This window comes from Serratia sp. CY83965, assembly GCF_052166375.1.
GTDB classification, from domain to species: domain Bacteria; phylum Pseudomonadota; class Gammaproteobacteria; order Enterobacterales; family Enterobacteriaceae; genus Serratia; species Serratia marcescens.
Genome location: NZ_JBJNOV010000003.1, coordinates 154,987 through 175,568 on the forward strand (window position 1 = coordinate 154,987; position 20,582 = coordinate 175,568).

The following is a 20,582-nucleotide window of genomic DNA, read 5'->3' on the forward strand; positions in this document are numbered from 1 at the left end:
GCCGTAAACCGTCGGAGAACGCAGTGAAAATTCTGGTTGATGAAAATATGCCCTACGCGGCCGAGCTGTTCAGCCGCTTGGGCGACGTGCAGGCGGTGCCGGGGCGTCCGATCCCGCGCGAGGCGCTGGCGGATGCCGATGCGCTGATGGTGCGTTCGGTCACCAAGGTCAATGAAGCCTTGTTGGCCGGCAGCCGCATTGGCTTTGTCGGCACCGCCACCGCCGGCACCGATCACGTTGATGACGCCTGGCTGCAACGGCAGGGCATCGGGTTTTCCGCCGCGCCGGGCTGCAACGCCATCGCGGTGGTCGAGTATGTGTTCTCCGCCTTGATGCTGCTGGCCGAACGCGACGGCTTCCAACTGCGGGATAAAACCGTCGGCATCGTCGGCGTGGGCAACGTCGGTTCCCGCCTGGACGCGCGCCTCAAAGCGCTGGGCGTGCGCACGCTGCTGTGCGATCCGCCGCGTGCCGATCGCGGCGACGCCGGGGAGTTTTGGCCGTTGGAGAAGCTGGTGGCCGAGGCCGATGTGCTGACCTTCCATACGCCGCTGAATAAATCCGGCCCTTACCATTCGCTGCATCTGGCGGATGCGGATCTGTTGGCGGCGCTGCCGGACAACCGCATTCTGATCAACGCCTGTCGCGGGCCGGTGGTGGATAACACCGCGCTGCTGCAGGCGTTGGAAAAGGGCAAAAAGTTGAGCACGGTGCTGGACGTGTGGGAACCCGAGCCGGATCTCGCCTTGCCGCTGCTGGCGCGGGTGGATATCGGCACCGCGCATATCGCCGGGTATACGCTGGAAGGCAAGGCGCGCGGCACCACCCAGGTGTTCGAAGCGTTCAGCCGCCATCTGGGGCAGCCGCAGCAGGTGGCGCTGGCCTCGCTGCTGCCGGTGCCGGAGTTCAGCCTGATCCGCCTCAACGGCCCGCTGGATGAAGCGCGGTTAAAACGATTGATGCACTTGGTGTATGATGTGCGCCGCGATGATGCGCCACTGCGCAAAGTCGCCGGGCAACCGGGCGAATTCGATCGCCTGCGCAAGCACTACCAGGAGCGCCGCGAGTGGTCTTCGCTGGCCGTGCAATGCGATGACAGCGCCAGCGCCGAGCTGCTCGGCAAGCTGGGCTTCAGCGTGGCGTAGCGTAAGGTTGTCTTAAGCCAACGCCGCTACAGTGAGCGGTAAAGATTATCGGGCGGTGATTGCACTGCCCGTGTGCTTTTATGAATGAAATACTCTGGAGAAAACCCGATGTCTGACGGCTGGAATATCGCGCTGCTCGGCGCCACTGGCGCGGTAGGTGAAGCGTTGCTGGAATTGTTGCAGGAACGCCAGTTCCCGGTGGGTGAACTCTATCCTCTGGCAAGCGAACGCAGCGCGGGCGCCAATGTGCGCTTCAACGGCAAGTCTCTTCTGGTGCAAAACGCCGAAGAGTTCGACTGGTCGCAGGCGCAGCTGGCCTTCTTCGTCGCCGGCAGCGACGCTTCCGCGCGCTATGCCGAAGAAGCCGGCAACATGGGCTGCCTGGTGATCGACACCAGCGGCCTGTTCGCCATGGAGCCGGATGTGCCGCTGGTGGTGCCGGGCGTGAACCCGCAGGTGCTGGCGGATTACCGTAACCGCAATATCGTGGCGGTGGCCGACAGCATGGTCAGCCAACTGCTGACGGCGATCAAACCGCTGACCGAACAGGCGGGGCTGTCGCGTCTGCACGTCACCACGCTGATGTCGGTATCGTCGCGCGGCAAGGTGGCGGTGGACGACTTGGCCGGCCAGAGCGCGCGCCTGCTGAATGGCATTCCGGCCGAGGAAGGCGTCTTCGGTAAACAGCTGGCGTTCAACCTGCTGCCGCTTGTCGCCGACGAGCAGGGCAGCGTGCGCGAAGAGCGCCTGATCGTCGATCAGGTGCGCAAGGTGCTGCAGGATGAAGGGCTGCCGATTTCGGTGAGCTGCGTTCAGTCGCCGGTGTTTTACGGCCACGCGCAGGTGGTGCACCTGGAAGCGCTGCGCCCGCTGTCCGCCGAAGAGGCGCGCAGCGAGCTCGAAGAGGTCGAAGACATTCAGCTGAGCGAAGAGGACGATTACCCGACCCAGGTCACCGACGCTTCCGGCAGCGATGCGCTCAGCATCGGTTGCCTGCGTAACGATTACGGCATCCCCGAGCTGCTGCAGTTCTGGACGGTAGCGGACAATGTGCGCTTCGGCGGCGCGTTGATGGCTATCGAAACCGCCGAGCGTCTGGTGCAGGAGCAGATGTACTGATGTCTGAGGTGGTCTCGCCCGCTCAGCCGACGCTGAAGGTAGCGCTGGGCATCGAATATGACGGCAGCCGGTACTACGGCTGGCAGCGGCAGCAAGAAGTGGCCAGCGTGCAGGAACGCTTGGAGCAGGCGTTGAGCAAGGTGGCGGATGCGCCGATTACCGTGCTGTGCGCCGGGCGCACCGACGCCGGGGTGCACGCCACCGGGCAGGTGGTGCATTTCGAAACCACTGCGCGCCGCAAGGATGCCGCCTGGACGATGGGGGTGAATACCCATTTGCCGCCGGACATCGCGGTGCGTTGGGTGAGCCCCGTCGCCGACGATTTTCACGCGCGTTTCAGCGCCACCGCGCGCCGCTACCGCTATATCATTTTCAACCATCGCTACCGGCCGGCGGTGCTGCAGCAGGGGGTGACGCATTTTTATCACCCGCTGGACGCCGATCGCATGCACCGGGCGGCGCAGGCGCTGCTGGGCGAGAACGACTTCACGTCGTTCCGCGCGGTGCAATGTCAGTCGCGCACCCCGTGGCGTTGCGTAAAACACGTTAAGGTTACGCGCTACGGCGAATATATTGTGGTAGATATCAAGGCGAATGCCTTTGTGCATCATATGGTTCGCAACATCGTCGGCAGCCTGATGGAGATCGGCTGCGGCAATCAGGGTGAGAACTGGATGGCCGAGTTGCTGGCGCTGAAGGATCGCAATCTGGCGGCGGCGACGGCGCGAGCCGAGGGGCTGTATCTGGTTGCCGTGGATTACCCTGACCACTTTGGTCTACCGCGGCCGCCGATGGGGCCGCTGTTTTTGCCCGACGATTAAACGCCGGCACGCCTGAAAGCGTTGCTCCCTTGTGCTTCTGCCGGGTGATTGAAACGCCCGGCATCAATGAGAGAATTTATGGACATCATCAAGTTTATTATTGATTTTATTCTGCATATTGATGTGCACTTGGCCGAACTGGTCGCACAATACGGCATGTGGGTCTACGCTATTCTGTTCCTGATCCTGTTTTGCGAAACCGGTCTGGTGGTGACGCCGTTCCTGCCGGGGGATTCTTTGCTGTTCGTCGCCGGCGCGCTGGCGGCGTTGCCGACCAACGATCTGAACGTGCATACCATGGTGGCGTTGATGGCCGTGGCGGCGATCATCGGCGATGCGGTGAACTACACTATCGGGCGGTTGTTCGGCGAGAAGCTGTTCAGCAACCCGAATTCGAAAATCTTCCGCCGCAGCTACTTGGACAAGACGCATCAGTTCTATGAGAAGCACGGTGGGAAAACGATTATTCTGGCGCGATTCGTGCCGATCGTGCGTACTTTTGCGCCGTTCGTCGCGGGCATGGGGCATATGTCCTATCGCCACTTCGCCGCCTACAACGTGATTGGCGCACTGGTTTGGGTGCTGCTCTTCACTTATGCTGGCTATCTGTTCGGCGATCTGCCAGTGGTGCAGGAGAACCTGAAGCTGTTGATCGTCGGGATCATCATCGTTTCGATTCTACCGGGCGTGATTGAAATTTGGCGCCACAAGCGCGCGGCCGCCCGCCAGCAAAAACAGTAAAAACATCGCTTAACCTGTCGGTTCGACCAGTTTTTTGTCCACAGCGTCGGGCCGATATGGTTTAATGAGCGACATTATGGTCTGTTCCTGCGAACAACCCTGAAGCCGATGCCTCAGTCGCCGCGCTTGCCGCGCCGCGAACGGGCATTTTTTCATTGGGGTGTTTTCGGGGGGATTGTTAAAGCATGAACAGCGGACTGGCGTGTGCCAGGTTCAAACAGAAAGGTCATCGATGAGCTGGATTGAACGAATTCTTAACAAGAGCAATATCACACAAACCCGTAAGGCGAGCATTCCTGAAGGGGTCTGGACTAAATGCGACAGCTGCGGCCAGGTTCTCTACCGCGCCGAGCTGGAGCGGAATCTGGAAGTGTGCCCGAAGTGCGACCACCACATGCGTATGAGCGCGCGCGCGCGTCTGCATACCCTGCTGGACGAAGGCAGCGAAGTGGAGCTGGGCAGCGATCTGGAGCCGAAGGACGTTCTGAAATTCAAGGATTCCAAGCGCTATAAAGATCGTCTGGTCGCCGCACAGAAAGCGACCGGCGAGAAAGACGCGCTGGTGGTGATGAAGGGCACGCTGTACGGCATGCCGATCGTCGCCGCGTCCTTCGAATTCGCCTTCATCGGCGGCTCGATGTCTTCCGTGGTCGGCGCGCGTTTCGTGCGTGCGGTTGAGCAGGCGCTGGAGGACAACTGTCCGCTGGTGTGCTTCTCCGCCAGCGGCGGCGCGCGCATGCAGGAAGCGCTGATGTCGCTGATGCAGATGGCGAAAACCAGCGCGGCGTTGGCCAAAATGCAGGAGCGCGGCTTGCCGTATATCTCCGTGCTGACCGACCCGACCATGGGCGGTGTCTCCGCCAGCCTGGCGATGCTGGGCGACATCAATATCGCCGAGCCGAAAGCGCTGATCGGTTTTGCCGGCCCGCGCGTTATCGAGCAAACCGTGCGCGAGAAACTGCCACCAGGCTTCCAGCGCAGCGAGTTCCTGATCGAAAAAGGCGCGATCGACATGATCGTTCGCCGTCCGGAAATGCGCCAAACGTTGGCGAGCATTCTGTCCAAGCTGACAAACCAGCCGCAGCCGCATTTCGATGAGGCCGCGCCGGTCATTGAGCCGGAGCCGCAGGCCGACGCCTGAGGCAAAGACAGATCCCGCCCGGGTTCAGCCGCCACTTTGTGGCTAAGTGACGGCTGATGCCCGCTCCCTGCCGGCCGTAGCCTTTCCGCTGCGGTTTGCAGGCTGGCGGCAGTCACGAAGCGCATCGCCTTTACCGCGGTGAGGGTGGTGCCCTGATGGATTAATGAACCCAAGTTCAGTGATGGGACTCATGCAAAACCACCAAATTCCCCAAGCCACGTCGCCATTGAGCTCGTGGCTTTACTATCTGGAACGTCTGCACAGCCAGGCGATCGAACTCGGCCTTGAGCGCGTACAGCGCGTCGCGGCGCATCTGGATTTACTGACCCCCGCACCCACGGTGTTCACCGTTGCCGGCACCAACGGCAAAGGCACCACCTGTCGCACCCTTGAAGCTATTCTGCTGGCCGCCGGCCTGCGCGTCGGCGTCTACAGTTCACCGCATCTGGTGCGCTATACCGAACGCGTGCGCATTCAGGGCGAAGAACTGAGCGAAGCGGAGCACAGCCGCTCGTTCGCCGCCATTGAAGCCGGCCGCGGCGAAACGTCGCTGACCTATTTCGAATTCGGCACCCTGTCGGCGCTGCAGCTGTTCAAACAGGCGCGACTCGACGTGGTGATCCTGGAAGTGGGGCTGGGCGGGCGTCTCGACGCCACTAACATCGTCGATCCGAGCGTGGCGGTGATCACCAGCATTGCGCTCGATCACACCGACTGGCTGGGCAACGATCGCGAAAGCATCGGCCGTGAAAAGGCCGGCATTTTCCGCAGCGGCAAACCGGCGGTGGTCGGTGAACCCGATATGCCGGACAGCATTCGTCAGGTTGCCGAAACGCTGGGCGCGCCGCTGTCTCGCCGTGGTGAAACCTGGCGCTTCAGCGAGCAGGGCGATCGCTGGCAGTGGCTGGGCGGCGACACGCTGCTGACCGATCTGCCGACGCCGAACGTACCGCTGGCCAACGCCGCTACCGCGCTGGCGGCGCTCAACTGCAGCCCGCTGGAAATCGACGAACGCGCGATTTTCACCGGGCTGCAGCAGGCGACGTTGCCGGGGCGTTTCCAGATCGTGCGACGGGAGCCGACGCTGATCCTCGATGTGGCGCACAACCCGCATGCCGCCGGCTATCTGGCCGGGCGTCTGGCCCAACTGCCGCGCAACGGCGGCAAGGTGCGCGCGGTGGTGGGCATGCTGTCGGACAAGGATATCGCCGGCACGCTGGCCTGCCTCAGCGAGCAGGTGGATGAATGGTACTGCGCGCCGCTCGACGGGCCGCGCGGCGCCAGCGTCGAACAGCTGGCGCAGCATCTGACGGAACCGCGCCGCTTTAATGATGTCGAAACTGCCTGGCGGCAGGCTATGCAGGATGCTGATAAACAGGATATTGTGATCGTCTGTGGATCGTTCCACACCGTGGCGCAGGTGATGGCGGCGTTAGACGAGATGCGGGGAGTGTGAGTGGCGAGTAAATTTCAGAACCGACTGGTCGGAACCGTGATTCTGGTGGCGCTGGGGGTGATCATCCTGCCAGGGTTGCTGGACGGCAAAAAGAAGCATTACGAGGATGAATTCGCGGCCATTCCGTTGGTGCCGAAGGCGGGCGACGTCGAAGAGAACGACGTGCTGCCACCGGTGACTCAACCGTTGCCGGCGCAGCCGCCGGAAGGGGCGGGCGCGCTGGTCGAACAGCAGGCGGCCAACGAAGCGGCGGCGCAACAGGCGGTGCGGCAAGGTGCTCAGCAGCCAGCGCAGGTGGCGCCGCCACCGGTCGAGACGCGTCCTCAGCCGGTGCCGCAGCCCAAGCCGAAACCGGTAGAAACCAAACCGGTGGAAGTGAAACCGAAACCGGTGCCGCAACCGAAACCGGTGGAAGTGAAGCCGGTACCGGAGCCGACGCCGAAACCTGAACCGACGCCGCAGCCGAAACCGGCGGAAGAAAAAGCGCCTGCCGGGCAAGCCTACGTCGTGCAGCTCGGGGCGTTGAAAAATGCCGCCAAGGCGAACGAGATTGTCGCCTCGCTGCGCCTCTCGGGCTATCGCGCCTTTACCGTGCCGTCAACGCCGGTGCAGGGGCAGATCACCCGTATCTACGTCGGCCCGGACGCTTCCAAGCAGAAGCTGCAGGCGGCGCTGCCGTCGCTGAACTCGATCAGCGGGCTGAGCGGGCAGGTGAAGCCGTACGGCCGTTAAACCCCGCAGGGGCGCAGCACGATGCGCCCCTGAATTAAGGAGTGGTGGAGATAAAGCGAGAAAAACCGCGCCTTTTACAGGCGAAATCACCTATGTAGGCGCGGCGATTGGGAATTTTTTGATCGCCGCTTTTTATTTGTAACGTGGTAGGAAATCCCCTACGCAAACGTTTTCTTTTTCTGTTAGAATTCGCCGCGAATTGGATGCAGGGGCGATTCATCATTGGAATAGTTCATGGTCTGGATTGATTACGTCATTATAGCGGTGATTGGATTTTCGGCTCTGGTGAGCCTGATCCGAGGGTTTGTTCGCGAAGCATTGTCACTTGTGACATGGGGATGTGCGTTTTTTGTTGCCAGCCATTTCTACTCTTACCTTGCGGTCTATTTCACTCGTTTTGAAGATGAACTGGTGCGAAACGGCATCGCGATCGCGATTTTGTTCATCGCGACCTTGATCGTAGGGGCTATTGTTAACTATGTGATTAGCTCACTGGTAGAGAAAACCGGGTTGTCGGGCACCGACCGGGTGTTGGGCATCTGCTTCGGCGCGCTGCGCGGAGTATTGATCGTCGCAGCGATCCTGTTCTTCCTGGATACCTTTACCGGCTTTTCACAGAGTGCCGACTGGAAACAGTCACAGCTCATTCCCCAGTTCAGTTACGTCATCAGGTGGTTCTTTGACTACCTGCAGAGCACGTCGAGTTTCTTGCCGACCCAATTGCCGGGGCGGTAGCGCTGATGAGGAAAAGACAACATGTGCGGTATTGTCGGTATCGCCGGTTTCATGCCGGTAAACCAGTCGATTTATGATGCGCTGACGGTGCTTCAGCACCGTGGCCAGGATGCCGCAGGCATCGTCACCATTGACGCCCACAACGGGTTCCGTTTGCGTAAAGCCAACGGCCTGGTGAAAGATGTGTTTGAGGCGCGCCATATGCAACGCTTGCAGGGCAACATGGGCATTGGCCATGTGCGTTACCCGACGGCCGGCAGCTCGAGCGCCTCTGAGGCCCAGCCTTTCTACGTCAACTCGCCGTTCGGCATTACGCTGGCCCACAACGGCAATCTGACCAACGCCCATGAGCTGCGCCAAAAGCTGTTCGAAAGCGGCCGCCGCCATGTCAACACCACCTCCGACTCGGAAATCCTGCTGAACGTGCTGGCCAGCGAGCTGGATCGCTTCCCGCATTATCCGCTGGAGGCCGACAACATTTTTACCGCGGTCGCCGCCATGCATCAGCAACTGCGCGGCGCTTACGCCTGCGTGGCGATGATCATCGGCCATGGCCTGCTGGCGTTCCGCGATCCGAACGGTATTCGTCCGCTGGTGATCGGCAAACGCACGCTGGAGGATGGCCGCAGCGAGTACATGGTGGCTTCAGAGAGCGTGGCGCTGGATACCCTGGGCTTTGAGTTCCTGCGCGACGTGGCGCCGGGCGAAGCGGTGTATATCACCACCAAGGGCCAGCTGTTCACCCGCCAGTGCGCAGAGAACCCGAAAACCAACCCGTGCCTGTTCGAATACGTCTATTTCGCGCGCCCGGACTCCTTTATGGACAAGATCTCGGTCTACAGCGCCCGCGTGCGCATGGGCCAGAAGCTGGGTGAGAAGATTGCCCGCGAATGGGAAGATCTGGACATCGACGTGGTGATCCCGATCCCGGAAACCTCCTGCGACATCGCGCTGGAGATCGCGCGCATTCTCGAGAAACCCTACCGCCAGGGCTTTGTGAAGAACCGCTACGTCGGCCGCACCTTTATCATGCCGGGCCAGCAGGCGCGTCGTCAGTCGGTGCGCCGCAAGCTGAACGCCAACCGCGCCGAGTTCCGCGACAAGAACGTGCTGCTGGTGGATGACTCCATCGTGCGCGGCACCACGTCGGAACAGATCGTCGAGATGGCGCGCGAAGCGGGCGCCAAGCGTGTGTACCTGGCTTCCGCCGCGCCGGAAGTGCGTTTCCCGAATGTCTACGGCATCGACATGCCGAGCGCCAACGAACTGATCGCCCACGGGCGTGAAGTGGATGAAATCCGCCAGATTATCGGCGCCGACGGGCTGATCTTCCAGGACCTGGACGATCTGATCGAAGCGGTGCGCGAAGAGAACCCGGACATCACCCAGTTCGAATGCTCGGTGTTCAACGGCATCTACGTGACCAAAGACGTCGATCAAAGCTATCTGGAATATCTGGAGTCGCTGCGCAGCGACGACGCCAAGGCGCTGCGAGGGCAAACCGAAGCGGAAAATCTGGAACTGCACAACGAAGGCTAACCGGCCGCGTTGATTACTCGGGGGGGCATCGCCGCGTCTGCGGCGGTGCGCCTTGCTCCTGTGAACTTGCTTATCCCTCGCCATTGCGGCAAAGTCTGCCTGATCTTACTTTTTACGGCAGAGGCCATTTTCCATGAAACGACTCATCATCGGCATTTCCGGCGCCAGCGGCGCGATCTACGGCGTGCGCCTGTTACAGGTTTTGCGCGACGTCGCAGAGGTGGAAACCCATCTGGTGATGAGCAACGCTGCACGGCAGACGCTGGCGCTGGAAACGCCGTACAGCCTGCGTGAAGTGCAGGCGTTGGCCGACGTGGTGCACGATGCGCGCGATATCGCCGCCGCCATCTCTTCCGGTTCCTTCAAAACCCTGGGCATGGCGATCCTGCCATGCTCGATCAAAACCCTGTCCGGCATCGTCAACAGCTACAGCGACGGGCTGCTGACCCGCGCCGCCGACGTGGTGCTCAAAGAGCGCCGCCGTTTGGTGCTGTGCGTGCGGGAAACGCCGCTGCATCTGGGACACCTGCGGTTGATGACGCAGGCGGCGGAGATGGGCGCGGCGATCATGCCGCCGGTGCCGGCGTTTTACCACCAGCCGAAAAGCGTGGAAGACATCATCGATCAGACCGTCAATCGGGTGATCGATCAGTTTGATATCGAACTGCCGGCCGATCTGTTCACCCGCTGGCAGGGTGCTGATTAACATTTTTATCCCCAAATTGGCACATTTGTGCAACACCGCACTGAATTAGGGCGACGTATGCACCATAATGATCCCACTTCATCACGTTCACTGTTTCATGGCGCCGCCTTATCGCGGCTGCCAGTGGCGCGGCCCCGAGCGGCCGATTTAATTTTGCGGTTATCGTCCCAGGAAACAGTATTGTGAAGGCCGGAGCCGTTCCCTCCGCCCGTAGCACCTAATGTGGCACGATTACTGCAAATTGATTTGGTGGGGAAAAGTAATGCCCGTAGTGGCATCAAAAAATCAATTTGAGGGTAATTTATGAAAAAGCGGGTTTTGATTTTGCCGTTAGTTCTGGCTTTGAGCGCCGCCAGCAGCGCCTTTGCCGCCATTCCTTCCACGCTGAAGATTGGCACCGATCCGACTTACGCACCGTTTGAATCCAAAAACGCCAAAGGCGAATTGGTTGGCTTTGACATCGATTTGGCCAAAGAGCTGTGCAAACGCATCAATACCCAATGCACCTTCGTGGAGAGCGACTTCGACGCGCTCATCCCATCCCTCAAGGCGAAGAAAATCGACGCCATCATCTCTTCGCTGTCCATCACCGAAAAACGCCAGCAGGAAATCGCCTTTACCGACAAGCTGTATGCCGCCAACGCGCGTCTGATCGCGCCGAAAGGGTCCAAGCTGTTGCCTACCGTGGACGCCCTGAAAGGCAAGAGTGTGGGCGTGTTGCAGGGCACCACCCAGGAAGCCTACGCCAACGCCATGTGGCAGCCGAAGGGCATCACCGTCGTGCCTTACCAGAACCAGGATCTGGTTTACGCCGATTTGGCTTCCGGCCGTATCGACGCCGCCTTCCAGGATGAAGTGGCGGGCAGCGACGGCTTCCTGAAACAGCCGCCGGGCAAAGACTATGCGTTCGCCGGCGAATCGGTGAAGGATGACAAGTTCTTCGGCGTCGGCACCGGCATGGGGCTGCGCAAGACCGATACCGAGCTGAAAGCGGCGCTGGACAAAGCCTTCGCCGAGATGCGCAAAGACGGCACCTACGACAAATACGCGAAAAAGTACTTCGACTTTGACGTCTACGGCGGGTAATCCGCTTACCGTTCCATGCTGTGACTGCGGGGCCGGCGTGCCGGCCCCGATGGTTCGGATCCTAGACCACAGGGTGAAGTAGATGCTGCAAGGCTATTCCCAACTGATTTTCGAGGGGGCTCTGGTGACGCTGGAGCTGGCCCTCAGTTCCGTGTTGCTGGCGGTGGTGATCGGCCTGATCGGCGCCGGTGGCAAACTGTCTCATAACCCCTTTATCTCCGGCCTGTTCGGCGCCTATACCACGCTGATCCGCGGCGTGCCCGATCTGGTGCTGATGCTGCTGATTTTTTACGGTCTGCAAATCGCGCTGAACAATATCACTACGCTGCTGGGCTTCGCGCAGATCGATATCGATCCGCTCGGCGCCGGCATCATTACCCTCGGCTTTATCTACGGCGCTTATTTTACCGAGACCTTCCGCGGCGCTTATCTGGCGGTGCCGAAAGGGCAGATCGAAGCGGCGACGGCCTATGGCTTCAGCGGCGCGCAGATCTTCCGGCGCATTCTGTTCCCGGCGATGATGCGTTTCGCCCTGCCGGGCATCGGCAATAACTGGCAGGTGATCCTGAAGGCGACGGCGCTGGTGTCGATTCTCGGCCTGAACGATGTGGTCAAAGCCACGCAGCTGGCGGGAAAAGGCACCTATCAGCCGTTCTTCTTCGCCATCGTGGCCGGCGTGGTGTATCTGATCTTCACTACCGTTTCCAACGGCGTGCTGCTGTGGCTTGAACGGCGTTACTCACTGGGCGTCAAGAGGGCCGAACTATGATCGAGATCCTGCAACAGTATTGGCAGTCGCTGCTGTGGAGTGACGGCTACCGCTTCACTGGCGTGGCGATCACGCTGTGGCTGCTGATTGCCTCGGTGGTGATGGGCGGGCTGCTGGCGATCCCGATGGCGGTGGCGCGCGTTTCTTCCCTTCGCTGGGTGCGTTTCCCGGTGTGGCTCTACACCTATGTGTTTCGCGGTACGCCGCTGTACGTGCAACTGCTGGTGTTCTACTCCGGCATGTATAGCCTCGAGATCGTGCGCGGCAGCGAGTTTCTCAATGCGTTTTTCCGCAGCGGGCTCAACTGCACCATCCTGGCGCTGACGCTCAACACCTGCGCTTATACCACCGAGATCTTCGCCGGGGCGATCCGCTCGGTGCCGCACGGTGAAATCGAGGCCGCCAACGCCTACGGTTTCTCGCGTTTCAAGATGTATCGCTGCATCATTTTGCCTTCGGCGCTGCGCACCGCGCTGCCGGCTTACAGCAACGAAGTGATCCTGATGCTGCACTCCACCGCGCTGGCGTTTACCGCCACCGTGCCGGATCTGTTGAAGATCGCGCGCGACATCAACGCCGCGACCTATCAGCCGTTTTACGCCTTCGGCATTGCGGCGGTGCTGTATCTGATCATCTCCTACGTGTTAATCAGCCTGTTCCGCAAAGCTGAGAAACGCTGGATGGCACACGTTAGTCACTGATAAATGACGGGAAGAAAACCATGTCTGAGAATAAATTAGCCGTCACGGAACTGCACAAACGCTATGGCGACCACGAAGTGCTGAAGGGCGTCTCGCTGGCGGCCAACGCCGGGGATGTGATCAGCATCATCGGCTCCTCCGGCTCCGGCAAAAGCACCTTTCTGCGCTGCATCAACTTCCTTGAGAAGCCGAGCGAAGGTTCGATCAGTCTGAACAACGAAGATATTCGCATGGTGCGCGACAAGGACGGCCAACTGAAGGTATTCGACAAGAAGCAGCTGCAGCTGTTGCGCACCCGCCTGACCATGGTATTTCAGCACTTTAACCTGTGGAGCCACATGACGGTGCTGGAGAACGTGATGGAAGCGCCGGTGCAGGTGCTGGGGCTGAGCAAGGCCGACGCGCACGAGCGCGCGGTGCGCTACCTGGACAAAGTGGGCATCGACGAGCGGGCGCGCGGCAAATACCCGGTGCACCTGTCGGGCGGCCAGCAGCAGCGCGTCTCTATCGCCCGCGCATTGGCGATGGAGCCGGAGGTGCTGCTGTTTGACGAACCGACGTCGGCACTGGATCCCGAACTGGTGGGCGAGGTGCTGCGCATCATGCAGAAGCTGGCGGAGGAGGGGAAGACCATGGTGGTGGTGACGCACGAAATGGAGTTTGCGCGCCACGTTTCCAACCACGTGATCTTCCTGCACAAAGGGTTGATTGAAGAACAGGGGCCGCCGGCCGAGCTGTTCGGCAACCCCAAAAGCCCGCGCCTGCAGCAGTTCCTGTCCGGCGCGTTGAAGTAACGTCAGATCAGCGGGCTTCGGCCCGCTGATTGATCACGTCATCCAACGCCTGTTCCAACTCCAGATAGCGGAAGTGGAAGCCGGCTTCTTCCAGCCGTTTCGGCACCGCCCGCTGGCCGCCGAGCACCAGCACCGCCGCTTCCCCCATCAACAAGCGCATGACGAACGCCGGCACCCGCAGAAACGCCGGGCGATCGAGCACGTTGGCCAGTTGGGCGGCGAACTGTTCGTTATGCACCGGGTAGGGGGCGACCATGTTGAACGGGCCGGTCAGCGTGGCGTGATCCAGCAGATAAATAATGCCGTTGACCATGTCGTCGAGATGGATCCACGGCAGATATTGGCGGCCGTCGCCGATCGGGCCGCCCAGCCCGAAGCGGAACGGCGGCAGCATTTTGGCCAGCGCGCCGCCTTGTGGCGCCAGCACCACGCCGGTGCGCAGCAGGCAGACGCGGGTGGCGTCGCTCTGCGCCTGCAGCGCCAGCGTTTCCCAGCGTTGGCACAGCTGGTGGGTGAATTCGTCGTGCGGCGGCTCCTCTTCGGTGACCACCGCCTGCCCCTGATCGCCGTAGTAGCCGACGGCGGAACCGGAAATCAGCACGCCGGGCGGCGTGCTGCCGGCCTTGATCAGCTGCGCCAACCGTTCGGTCAGATCCCAGCGGCTGCGGCACAGGCGCTCTTTCTGCTGCGCGCTCCAGCGCTTGTCGGCGATAGGTTCGCCGGCGAGGTTGATCACTGCGTCGAAGTCATCCAGCGACTGCCGGTCGTCCAGCGTTTGCCAATAGCTCGGCCGGTCGCCCAGCCTGGCTCGGGCGCGCCGCTCGTCGCGGGTCAGTACCGTAATGTGGTGAGAAAGCGCCAGCAGTCTTGCCGTCAGGCTGCTGCCTATCAATCCCGTTGCGCCGGTGATCAGGATCCGCATGGTCGACCTCCCTGAGTTAGCCCCGGCGGTAGCTCATGGTCATGGAGACCGAATCGGCGTAGCGCAGAGCCAGAAGTTTATCTATCTCCACTTCAGCATAGGTTACCCAGGCGTGTTCTTTTACGATGTCGAGCACATCCTGCGTTAATTTTTCCAGCAATGCGAAACGGTTATCTTCCACATGGCGGATGATCGCTTTGGTGATGGTGCGGTAGTTGAGCGCGTCGGCGATGTCTTCGCTGTTGCGCGCCTTATCCGCCGGGTAGTGGATCACCACGTTGATCAGAACGTCCTGTCGGTTGTTGATTTCCTCTTCCTTGATACCGATGAACGTGCGCAGCCGCAGATTTTTAATGCGAATAACGGCGTCGGGTTGACTGAAAGACATCAGAGATTCTCCATAGGTCTGATTATTAGCGTTCAGAATACACGGAAAGTAAGGAAATGATAACGTGAGGACGATGTGACTCCCCGGCCGACGGGGAGTCGGGGGAGGCGCTTAGGCTTGTTCGGCCAGTTTGTAGGCGCGCTCGGTTGCCGGGCGGTTGCTGATACGCTCGAACCAGTTGCGCACCGCCGGGTAATCTGCCAGATCGATGCGCTGGCGCGGATGCGACACCACCCACGGGTAGGTGGCGATATCGGCGATGCTGTAGTTGTCGCCGCCCAGGTACGGGTGTTTTTGCAGTTCAGCTTCCAGCACGCCGTACAGCCGCTTGGTCTCCAGATGGTAACGCTCGATGGCGTAAGGCACCGGCTGCGGCGCGTAGTGATTAAAGTGATGATTCTGCCCGAGCATCGGCCCGAACCCGGCCACCTGCCAGAACAGCCACTGCAGGGTGGCGGCGCGTTCGCGCAGGCCCTTGCTCAGCAGCTTGCCGGTCTTCTCCGCCAGATACAGCAGGATTTCCCCGGACTCGAACAGGCTGATCGGCGCGCCGCCGTCCACCGGTTGCTGATCGACGATCGCCGGGATTTTGTTGTTGGGAGAAATGCTCAGAAAGTCCGGTTTGAACTGCTCGCCGGCGCTGATGTTTACGCGATGGATACGGTAGGGCAAGCCGACCTCTTCCAGAAACAAGGTGATCTTGTGACCATTGGGAGTAGGCGCGTAATACAGGTCAATCATGTTGCCTCCTGCGGTAAGGTGATCTGTAATTCATTACACGTTGCTGCGGTCTTCGCCGCGCACAAAAAGGTATATCAGAGATCCAACAATAGCAGCTAAGGATAGCAGGCTATGTGGGATTCGTCCGATGCTATCTGCGCAGTTGGATCACAATTCTCCACCGGGGCGGGCGGCGGTTTGCCGCACGGCGCCGGCGCGGTAAAATGGCGCTTATTTCCCTCTATAGGACAAGGTTATGAAGCTGATGTTCGCCTCGGATATCCACGGATCGCTGCCGGCTACCGAACGCGTGCTGGAATTGTTCGCACAACACGGCGCCGACTGGCTGATTCTTCTGGGTGATTTGCTGAATCACGGCCCGCGCAACGCGCTGCCCGCCGGGTATCAGCCCGCTCAGGTTGCCGAACGATTGAATCGCTATAGCGACAAGATCATCGCCGTTCGCGGCAATTGCGACAGCGAGGTCGATCAGATGCTGCTGACGTTTCCCATCGAGGCGCCCTGGCAACAGGTTTTACTGCAAAAAAGACGATTGTTTTTGACCCACGGTCACCTTTATCATCCCTCGGCACTGCCGCCGTTATCCCGCGGTGACGTCCTGGCCTACGGCCATACGCATCTGCCGCAGGCGGAGCGGCAGGGTGAGATCTATTGCTTCAATCCAGGCTCGGTCAGCATCCCGAAAGGGGGCTTTCCGGCCAGCTACGGCATGTTGGATCGGGGCACTTTGCGCGTGCTGGCGCTCGACGACGGCAAGGTCGTCGCGGAGGTGGCGTTAACACGCTAAACGCACTAATTTATACACACACAATAAAAATCTTTGAAAAACACTCATTGATTAACCAGCGCGCGGGATGCATCGCGCCAAAATAGAAGGTTTTAGAGGATGGCGGAACAGGGTCAGGCTGCAGATACCGAATGGGTTGATATCGTCGACGAGCAAAACGAGGTGATTGCGCAATCCAGTCGTCAACAGATGCGGGCGGAGCGGCTGCGTCATCGTGCTACCTATATTGTGGTGCATGATGGGATGGGAAAAATTCTGGTGCAGCGTCGCACCGAGATCAAGGACTTCTACCCGGGCTGGCTGGACGCGACGGCGGGTGGCGTAGTGCAAAGCGGTGAAAACGTACTGGATTCGGCGCGCCGCGAGGCGGAAGAAGAGCTGGGCATCGCCGGCGTGCCTTTCGCCGAACACGGTCTGTTCTACTTCGAAGAAGAGCAGTGCCGGGTGTGGGGGGCGCTGTTCAGCTGCGTATCGCACGGCCCGTTCGCGCTGCAGGAAGAAGAAGTGGCTGAAGTGTGCTGGCTGACGCCGGAAGAGATCACCGCGCGCTGCGACGAGTTTACCCCGGATTCGCTGAAGGCGCTGTCGCTGTGGCTGACGCGCAACAACGAACAGGATTACGGTAAGCCGCTCGACAACCACTGAGACGCCAACGCGTGAGAAAGCCGGTCATCGACCGGCTTTTTTTATGCTGTGGATTCAGCAACTGTCGCGGCGGCACAGCGTGGCGGGCAGGGAGCCCGCCGGTTGCCAGGGTTGCTCGTTCAGCCGCGCCAGCAGCGCCTGGCCGGCCTGAATGCCGATGTCGCGATGCGGAATGGTCATGGTGGTCAGCGGCGGCTGGCACACCCGGCTGAACTCGCTGTTGCCGAACCCCACCACCGCCAGATTGTCCGGCACCTTGATGCGCCGCCGCTGGCATTCATACAGCGCGCCACCGGCCAGTTCGTCCGAGGCGCACACCAGCGCGTCCAGCTCCGGCCAGGCCAGCAAAAATTCCGGCAGCTGCTGCGCGCCGGTGCTGAAGCTGGCGGGCTGCGCGGCGTTGATCACCCGATGCGGCGACATATGGTTGCGCAGAAGCGCCTTGTGCCAACCCTGCAGGTGCTGCTGGAAAATCCACTGTTCCTGATTGGCGCACAGCAGCCCGATATTCTGATAGCCGCCGGCGATCACCGTTTGCGTCAGCTGATACATGGCCGCCACGTAATCGATGCCGATGCTCATGTCGATCGGATCGGCGCGCACGGCGCCGATCTCCACCACCGGAATGTTGGCGGCGATCAACGCGTTGCGGGCATTTTGCGAATGCTCGACGCTGAGCAGCACCGCCGCCGCCAGGTTGTAAGAGAGCAGGGTCTCCAGCAGTCTCTCCTCGCGTTCCAGGTGGTGCTGCGACTCCGCCAGCATGATGTGATAGCCGGCGGGCTGCAGCACTTTCTGCAGACCGGCGAACATCTCGGCGCAGCCGGATTCGGACAGGCTGGGCACCACCATGGCGATGGTGTAGGAGGAGGCCGACGCCAGCGAACTGGCGGCCAGGTTGGGCAGATACCCCAACTCGCTCACCGCGGCTTCAATCTTCTCGCGCAGTTTGTCTGAAACCTGCTCCGGCGTGCGCAGCGCGCGCGACACCGTCATGGTGCCGACGCCCGCCAGCTGCGCTACGTCAGCCAACGTCACCCTGCCCGTGCTGCGTCGTTTTTTACCGATCGACATGCCAAATCCCGACTGAAATGCGCGCGCGGCGCATAAAAATGGTGAGGGTGGGAAGCCGACGGCGCGGCTTCGACGATCCCCGTATGTGGCACATTCTACCCCGTTACCCGAAAGAGCGAGAAAAAATTGTGGTTAACGTCATGCCGCGGCGCGGCGTTTTGATAGCGCTATCACAGATCTGCATGATAGCGCTTTGGTAGCGCTATCTTTGTGATATCCATCACTGTGTGGCCGGGAGGGGTTGATTAAAGTTTTACCGTCGTCGGTGAATTAATCACCGGCCGCAATCATCGATTCTCGGGAGGATAACGTGCTGAAAGAGTGGCTGACCGCCGATCATATACAGCTGTGCGAACGGGTGGAGGACTGGCGCCAGGCGGTAACGCTGAGCGCGCAGCCGCTGCTGCAAGACGGCGTGATTACGCCGAATTATCTGACGGCCATCTTTCATCAGCAGGAGAAGCTCGGCCCTTACTTCGTCCTGGCGCCGGGCATCGCCATGCCACACGCCCGGCCCGAGGAGGGCGCCAACGCGCTGGGGTTATCGCTGTTGAAGATCCATCAGGGGGTGAACTTTCATTCCGCGGATAACGATCCGGTTCAGGTGGTGGTGACGCTTTCCGCGCCTGACGGCAACAGCCACATCGAATTGATTTCGCAACTGGCTGAATTATTTTCAGACAATCAGGCAATGGAGGCGTTATTTCACGCCAAAGATAAACGACAAATCGAGGATATTATCGCCCGCTATTAACGTTTAATCACCAGGAGCACGATTAATGCTAACAACGCCGGGAATATGACCGGCGGCGCTACCCTACACGCTAAATTCAACAGGTGGATATCATGAAAATCATGGCGATTTGCGGTTCTGGTCTCGGCAGCAGTTTTATGGTGGAAATGAATATTAAAAAGGTGCTGAAAAAAATGGGCGTGGAGGCCGAGGTCGAACACTCCGATCTGTCGTCGGCCACCCCCGGCGCAGCCGACGTGTTCGTGATGGCGAAAGACATCGCCGACAGCGCCAGCGTGCCGGCCGAGCAGCTGGTGGTGATCAGCAACATCATCGACATCAATGAGCTGGAAGCCAAGCTGCGCGCTTACTTCGAAGCCCACTCAATCCTCTGAATAAAACGATTGGCGAGGTGGATATGTTTATCCAGGAAACGCTTAAGTTTGTGGTGGATATATTAAAGGTGCCTTCGGTGCTGGTCGGGCTTATTGCGCTGATCGGTTTGCTGGCGCAAAAGAAATCCTTTTCCGACGTGGTGAAAGGCACGGTAAAAACCATTCTCGGCTTTATCGTTTTGGGCGGCGGCGCCACGGTATTGGTCGGGTCGCTCAATCCGTTGGGCGGCATGTTCGAACACGCATTTAATATTCAGGGCATCATTCCGAACAACGAAGCGATCGTCTCTATCGCGCTGGAGAAATACGGCGCTTCCACCGCCTTGATCATGGCGTTCGGCATGGTGGCGAACATCGTGGTGGCGCGCTTCACCCGGCTGAAATACATCTTCCTCACCGGCCACCACACCTTCTACATGGCCTGCATGATCGGCATCATCCTGACGGTGGCGGGCTTCGAGGGCGTTCAACTGGTGTTTACCGGCGCGTTGACCCTGGGGCTGGTGATGGCGTTCTTCCCGGCGATCGCCCAGCGCTATATGCGCCGCATCACCGGCAACGACGATATCGCTTTCGGCCACTTCGGCACCCTGGGCTATGTGCTGTCCGGCTGGATCGGCTCGAAGGTGGGTAAGAACTCGCGCTCGACCGAGGAGATGAACCTGCCGAAAAACCTCAGCTTCCTGCGTGACAGCTCCATTTCGATCTCGATGACCATGATCGTCATCTACCTGATCCTGGCGATCTGCGCCGGGCGGGCCTATGTGGAAAGCGAGCTCAGTGGCGGCCAGAACTACCTGGTGTATTCGATTATCCAGGCCATCACCTTCGCCGCCGGGGTGTTCATCATTCTGCAGGGCGTGCGCTTGATTCTGGCGGAGATCGTGCCGGCGTTCACCGGCTTCTCGGAAAAACTGGTGCCTAACGCGCGGCCGGCGCTGGATTGCCCGGTGGTTTATCCCTATGCCCCCAACGCGGTGCTGATCGGCTTCCTGTTCAGCTTCCTTGGCGGGTTGGCCGGGCTGTTCCTGCTGGGGCAACTGAAGATGGTGCTGATCCTGCCCGGCGTGGTGCCGCATTTCTTCACCGGCGCTACCGCCGGGGTGTTCGGCAACGCGACCGGCGGGCGGCGCGGCGCGATGCTGGGCGCCTTCGCCAACGGACTGCTGATCACCTTCCTGCCGGTGCTGCTGTTGCCGGTGCTGGGGGCGCTTGGCTTTGCCAACACCACCTTCTCCGACGCCGACTTCGGCGTGATCGGCATCCTGCTGGGCAATATGGCGCGCTTTATGTCGAAGGAGATGATCATGCTGGCGATCGTCGCCGTGTTCGCGCTGCTGGTGGCGCATAACTTCTTGAGAAAACGCAAAGGCGCGCCGGCCGCTGACCGCGTCGAGAAATAACGAGGGCAG

Annotated in this window: 23 protein-coding genes; 19 read left to right on the top strand and 4 right to left on the bottom strand. The window is 60.3% G+C overall.

Annotated elements, in window-relative coordinates; translation table 11 throughout:
* Positions 1 to 23: 23 nt before the first annotated feature.
* The 14 genes from pdxB (at position 24) to hisP (ending at position 13,485) form a co-directional block, all read left to right on the top strand.
* Positions 24 to 1,145 carry a 4-phosphoerythronate dehydrogenase PdxB gene (gene pdxB, locus ACJ8PL_RS08655; RefSeq protein ID WP_016926879.1) on the top strand — a complete coding sequence of 374 codons (1,122 nt, stop codon included), beginning with the start codon at positions 24 to 26 and terminating at the stop codon, positions 1,143 to 1,145.
* A gap of 108 nt (positions 1,146 to 1,253) precedes the next feature.
* On the top strand, positions 1,254 to 2,264 hold the full coding sequence (locus ACJ8PL_RS08660; RefSeq protein ID WP_004936134.1) for an aspartate-semialdehyde dehydrogenase: 1,011 nt from the start codon (positions 1,254 to 1,256) through the stop codon (positions 2,262 to 2,264).
* Positions 2,264 to 3,085 (top strand): tRNA pseudouridine(38-40) synthase TruA, encoded by an 822-nt coding sequence (gene truA / locus ACJ8PL_RS08665; protein WP_004936132.1) that lies wholly within the window; start codon positions 2,264 to 2,266, stop codon positions 3,083 to 3,085. Before ACJ8PL_RS08660 ends, truA begins: the two co-directional genes overlap by 1 nt.
* Before the next feature lie 78 nt (positions 3,086 to 3,163).
* Positions 3,164 to 3,826, top strand: a complete 663-nt coding sequence (locus ACJ8PL_RS08670) for a DedA family protein (protein ID WP_004936130.1) — start codon at positions 3,164 to 3,166, stop codon at positions 3,824 to 3,826.
* Positions 3,827 to 4,058: 232 nt separating this feature from the next.
* On the top strand, positions 4,059 to 4,967 hold the full coding sequence (gene accD, locus ACJ8PL_RS08675; protein WP_028127750.1) for an acetyl-CoA carboxylase, carboxyltransferase subunit beta: 909 nt from the start codon (positions 4,059 to 4,061) through the stop codon (positions 4,965 to 4,967).
* A gap of 190 nt (positions 4,968 to 5,157) precedes the next feature.
* Positions 5,158 to 6,423: a bifunctional tetrahydrofolate synthase/dihydrofolate synthase gene (gene folC, locus ACJ8PL_RS08680; protein ID WP_274985012.1), complete on the top strand. Its 1,266-nt coding sequence runs from the start codon at positions 5,158 to 5,160 to the stop codon at positions 6,421 to 6,423.
* On the top strand, positions 6,424 to 7,155 hold the full coding sequence (gene dedD / locus ACJ8PL_RS08685; protein ID WP_261104677.1) for a cell division protein DedD: 732 nt from the start codon (positions 6,424 to 6,426) through the stop codon (positions 7,153 to 7,155). It begins immediately after the preceding gene.
* A gap of 234 nt (positions 7,156 to 7,389) precedes the next feature.
* A complete protein-coding gene (gene cvpA, locus ACJ8PL_RS08690) occupies positions 7,390 to 7,890 on the top strand; it encodes a colicin V production protein (protein ID WP_004936119.1) in 501 nt (166 codons plus the stop codon).
* 21 nt (positions 7,891 to 7,911) lie between these two features.
* Positions 7,912 to 9,429 carry an amidophosphoribosyltransferase gene (gene purF / locus ACJ8PL_RS08695; RefSeq protein ID WP_004936117.1) on the top strand — a complete coding sequence of 506 codons (1,518 nt, stop codon included), beginning with the start codon at positions 7,912 to 7,914 and terminating at the stop codon, positions 9,427 to 9,429.
* A 133-nt stretch (positions 9,430 to 9,562) separates the two neighbouring features.
* The gene (locus ACJ8PL_RS08700; RefSeq protein WP_016926883.1) at positions 9,563 to 10,135 is read left to right on the top strand and encodes a UbiX family flavin prenyltransferase; all 573 of its coding nucleotides are present in this window, start codon (positions 9,563 to 9,565) and stop codon (positions 10,133 to 10,135) included.
* 303 nt (positions 10,136 to 10,438) lie between these two features.
* Positions 10,439 to 11,221, top strand: coding sequence for a histidine ABC transporter substrate-binding protein HisJ (gene hisJ, locus ACJ8PL_RS08705; protein WP_004936109.1), 783 nt, complete (start codon positions 10,439 to 10,441; stop codon positions 11,219 to 11,221).
* Between the two features lie 82 nt (positions 11,222 to 11,303).
* Positions 11,304 to 11,990 (top strand): histidine ABC transporter permease HisQ, encoded by a 687-nt coding sequence (locus tag ACJ8PL_RS08710; protein WP_016926884.1) that lies wholly within the window; start codon positions 11,304 to 11,306, stop codon positions 11,988 to 11,990.
* Positions 11,987 to 12,691 carry an ABC transporter permease gene (locus ACJ8PL_RS08715; protein ID WP_004936100.1) on the top strand — a complete coding sequence of 235 codons (705 nt, stop codon included), beginning with the start codon at positions 11,987 to 11,989 and terminating at the stop codon, positions 12,689 to 12,691. The genes ACJ8PL_RS08710 and ACJ8PL_RS08715 overlap by 4 nt, the downstream gene beginning before the upstream one ends.
* A gap of 20 nt (positions 12,692 to 12,711) precedes the next feature.
* Positions 12,712 to 13,485: a histidine ABC transporter ATP-binding protein HisP gene (hisP, locus tag ACJ8PL_RS08720; RefSeq protein ID WP_004936098.1), complete on the top strand. Its 774-nt coding sequence runs from the start codon at positions 12,712 to 12,714 to the stop codon at positions 13,483 to 13,485.
* 7 nt (positions 13,486 to 13,492) lie between these two features.
* Here the strand turns inward: hisP and ACJ8PL_RS08725 are convergent, their stop codons facing one another.
* From ACJ8PL_RS08725 to yfcG, 3 genes are all read right to left on the bottom strand, one after another.
* Positions 13,493 to 14,407: a TIGR01777 family oxidoreductase gene (locus ACJ8PL_RS08725; protein WP_016926885.1), complete on the bottom strand. Its 915-nt coding sequence runs from the start codon at positions 14,405 to 14,407 to the stop codon at positions 13,493 to 13,495.
* A gap of 16 nt (positions 14,408 to 14,423) precedes the next feature.
* Entirely contained in the window at positions 14,424 to 14,795 is a 372-nt protein-coding gene (gene folX, locus ACJ8PL_RS08730; RefSeq protein ID WP_004936094.1) for a dihydroneopterin triphosphate 2'-epimerase, read from the bottom strand.
* Positions 14,796 to 14,906: 111 nt separating this feature from the next.
* On the bottom strand, positions 14,907 to 15,536 hold the full coding sequence (yfcG, locus tag ACJ8PL_RS08735; RefSeq protein WP_016926886.1) for a GSH-dependent disulfide bond oxidoreductase: 630 nt from the start codon (positions 15,534 to 15,536) through the stop codon (positions 14,907 to 14,909).
* 235 nt (positions 15,537 to 15,771) lie between these two features.
* Between yfcG and yfcE the strand changes: the two genes are divergently transcribed.
* Together yfcE and yfcD are read left to right on the top strand one after the other, a co-directional pair.
* A complete protein-coding gene (yfcE, locus tag ACJ8PL_RS08740; RefSeq protein WP_016926887.1) occupies positions 15,772 to 16,323 on the top strand; it encodes a phosphodiesterase in 552 nt (183 codons plus the stop codon).
* Positions 16,324 to 16,422: 99 nt separating this feature from the next.
* On the top strand, positions 16,423 to 16,968 hold the full coding sequence (yfcD, locus tag ACJ8PL_RS08745) for an NUDIX hydrolase YfcD (protein ID WP_004936086.1): 546 nt from the start codon (positions 16,423 to 16,425) through the stop codon (positions 16,966 to 16,968).
* Between the two features lie 54 nt (positions 16,969 to 17,022).
* Here the strand turns inward: yfcD and ACJ8PL_RS08750 are convergent, their stop codons facing one another.
* Entirely contained in the window at positions 17,023 to 18,042 is a 1,020-nt protein-coding gene (locus ACJ8PL_RS08750) for a LacI family DNA-binding transcriptional regulator (protein WP_016926888.1), read from the bottom strand.
* A 310-nt stretch (positions 18,043 to 18,352) separates the two neighbouring features.
* Between ACJ8PL_RS08750 and ACJ8PL_RS08755 the strand changes: the two genes are divergently transcribed.
* From ACJ8PL_RS08755 to ACJ8PL_RS08765, 3 genes are all read left to right on the top strand, one after another.
* Complete coding sequence (locus ACJ8PL_RS08755) at positions 18,353 to 18,796, top strand: PTS sugar transporter subunit IIA (protein WP_016926889.1); 444 nt, start codon at positions 18,353 to 18,355, stop codon at positions 18,794 to 18,796.
* 92 nt (positions 18,797 to 18,888) lie between these two features.
* Positions 18,889 to 19,170, top strand: a complete 282-nt coding sequence (locus ACJ8PL_RS08760; RefSeq protein ID WP_015378585.1) for a PTS sugar transporter subunit IIB — start codon at positions 18,889 to 18,891, stop codon at positions 19,168 to 19,170.
* 23 nt (positions 19,171 to 19,193) lie between these two features.
* Positions 19,194 to 20,573, top strand: a complete 1,380-nt coding sequence (locus ACJ8PL_RS08765) for a PTS ascorbate transporter subunit IIC (protein ID WP_016926891.1) — start codon at positions 19,194 to 19,196, stop codon at positions 20,571 to 20,573.
* The last annotated feature ends 9 nt before the right edge of the window (positions 20,574 to 20,582 follow it).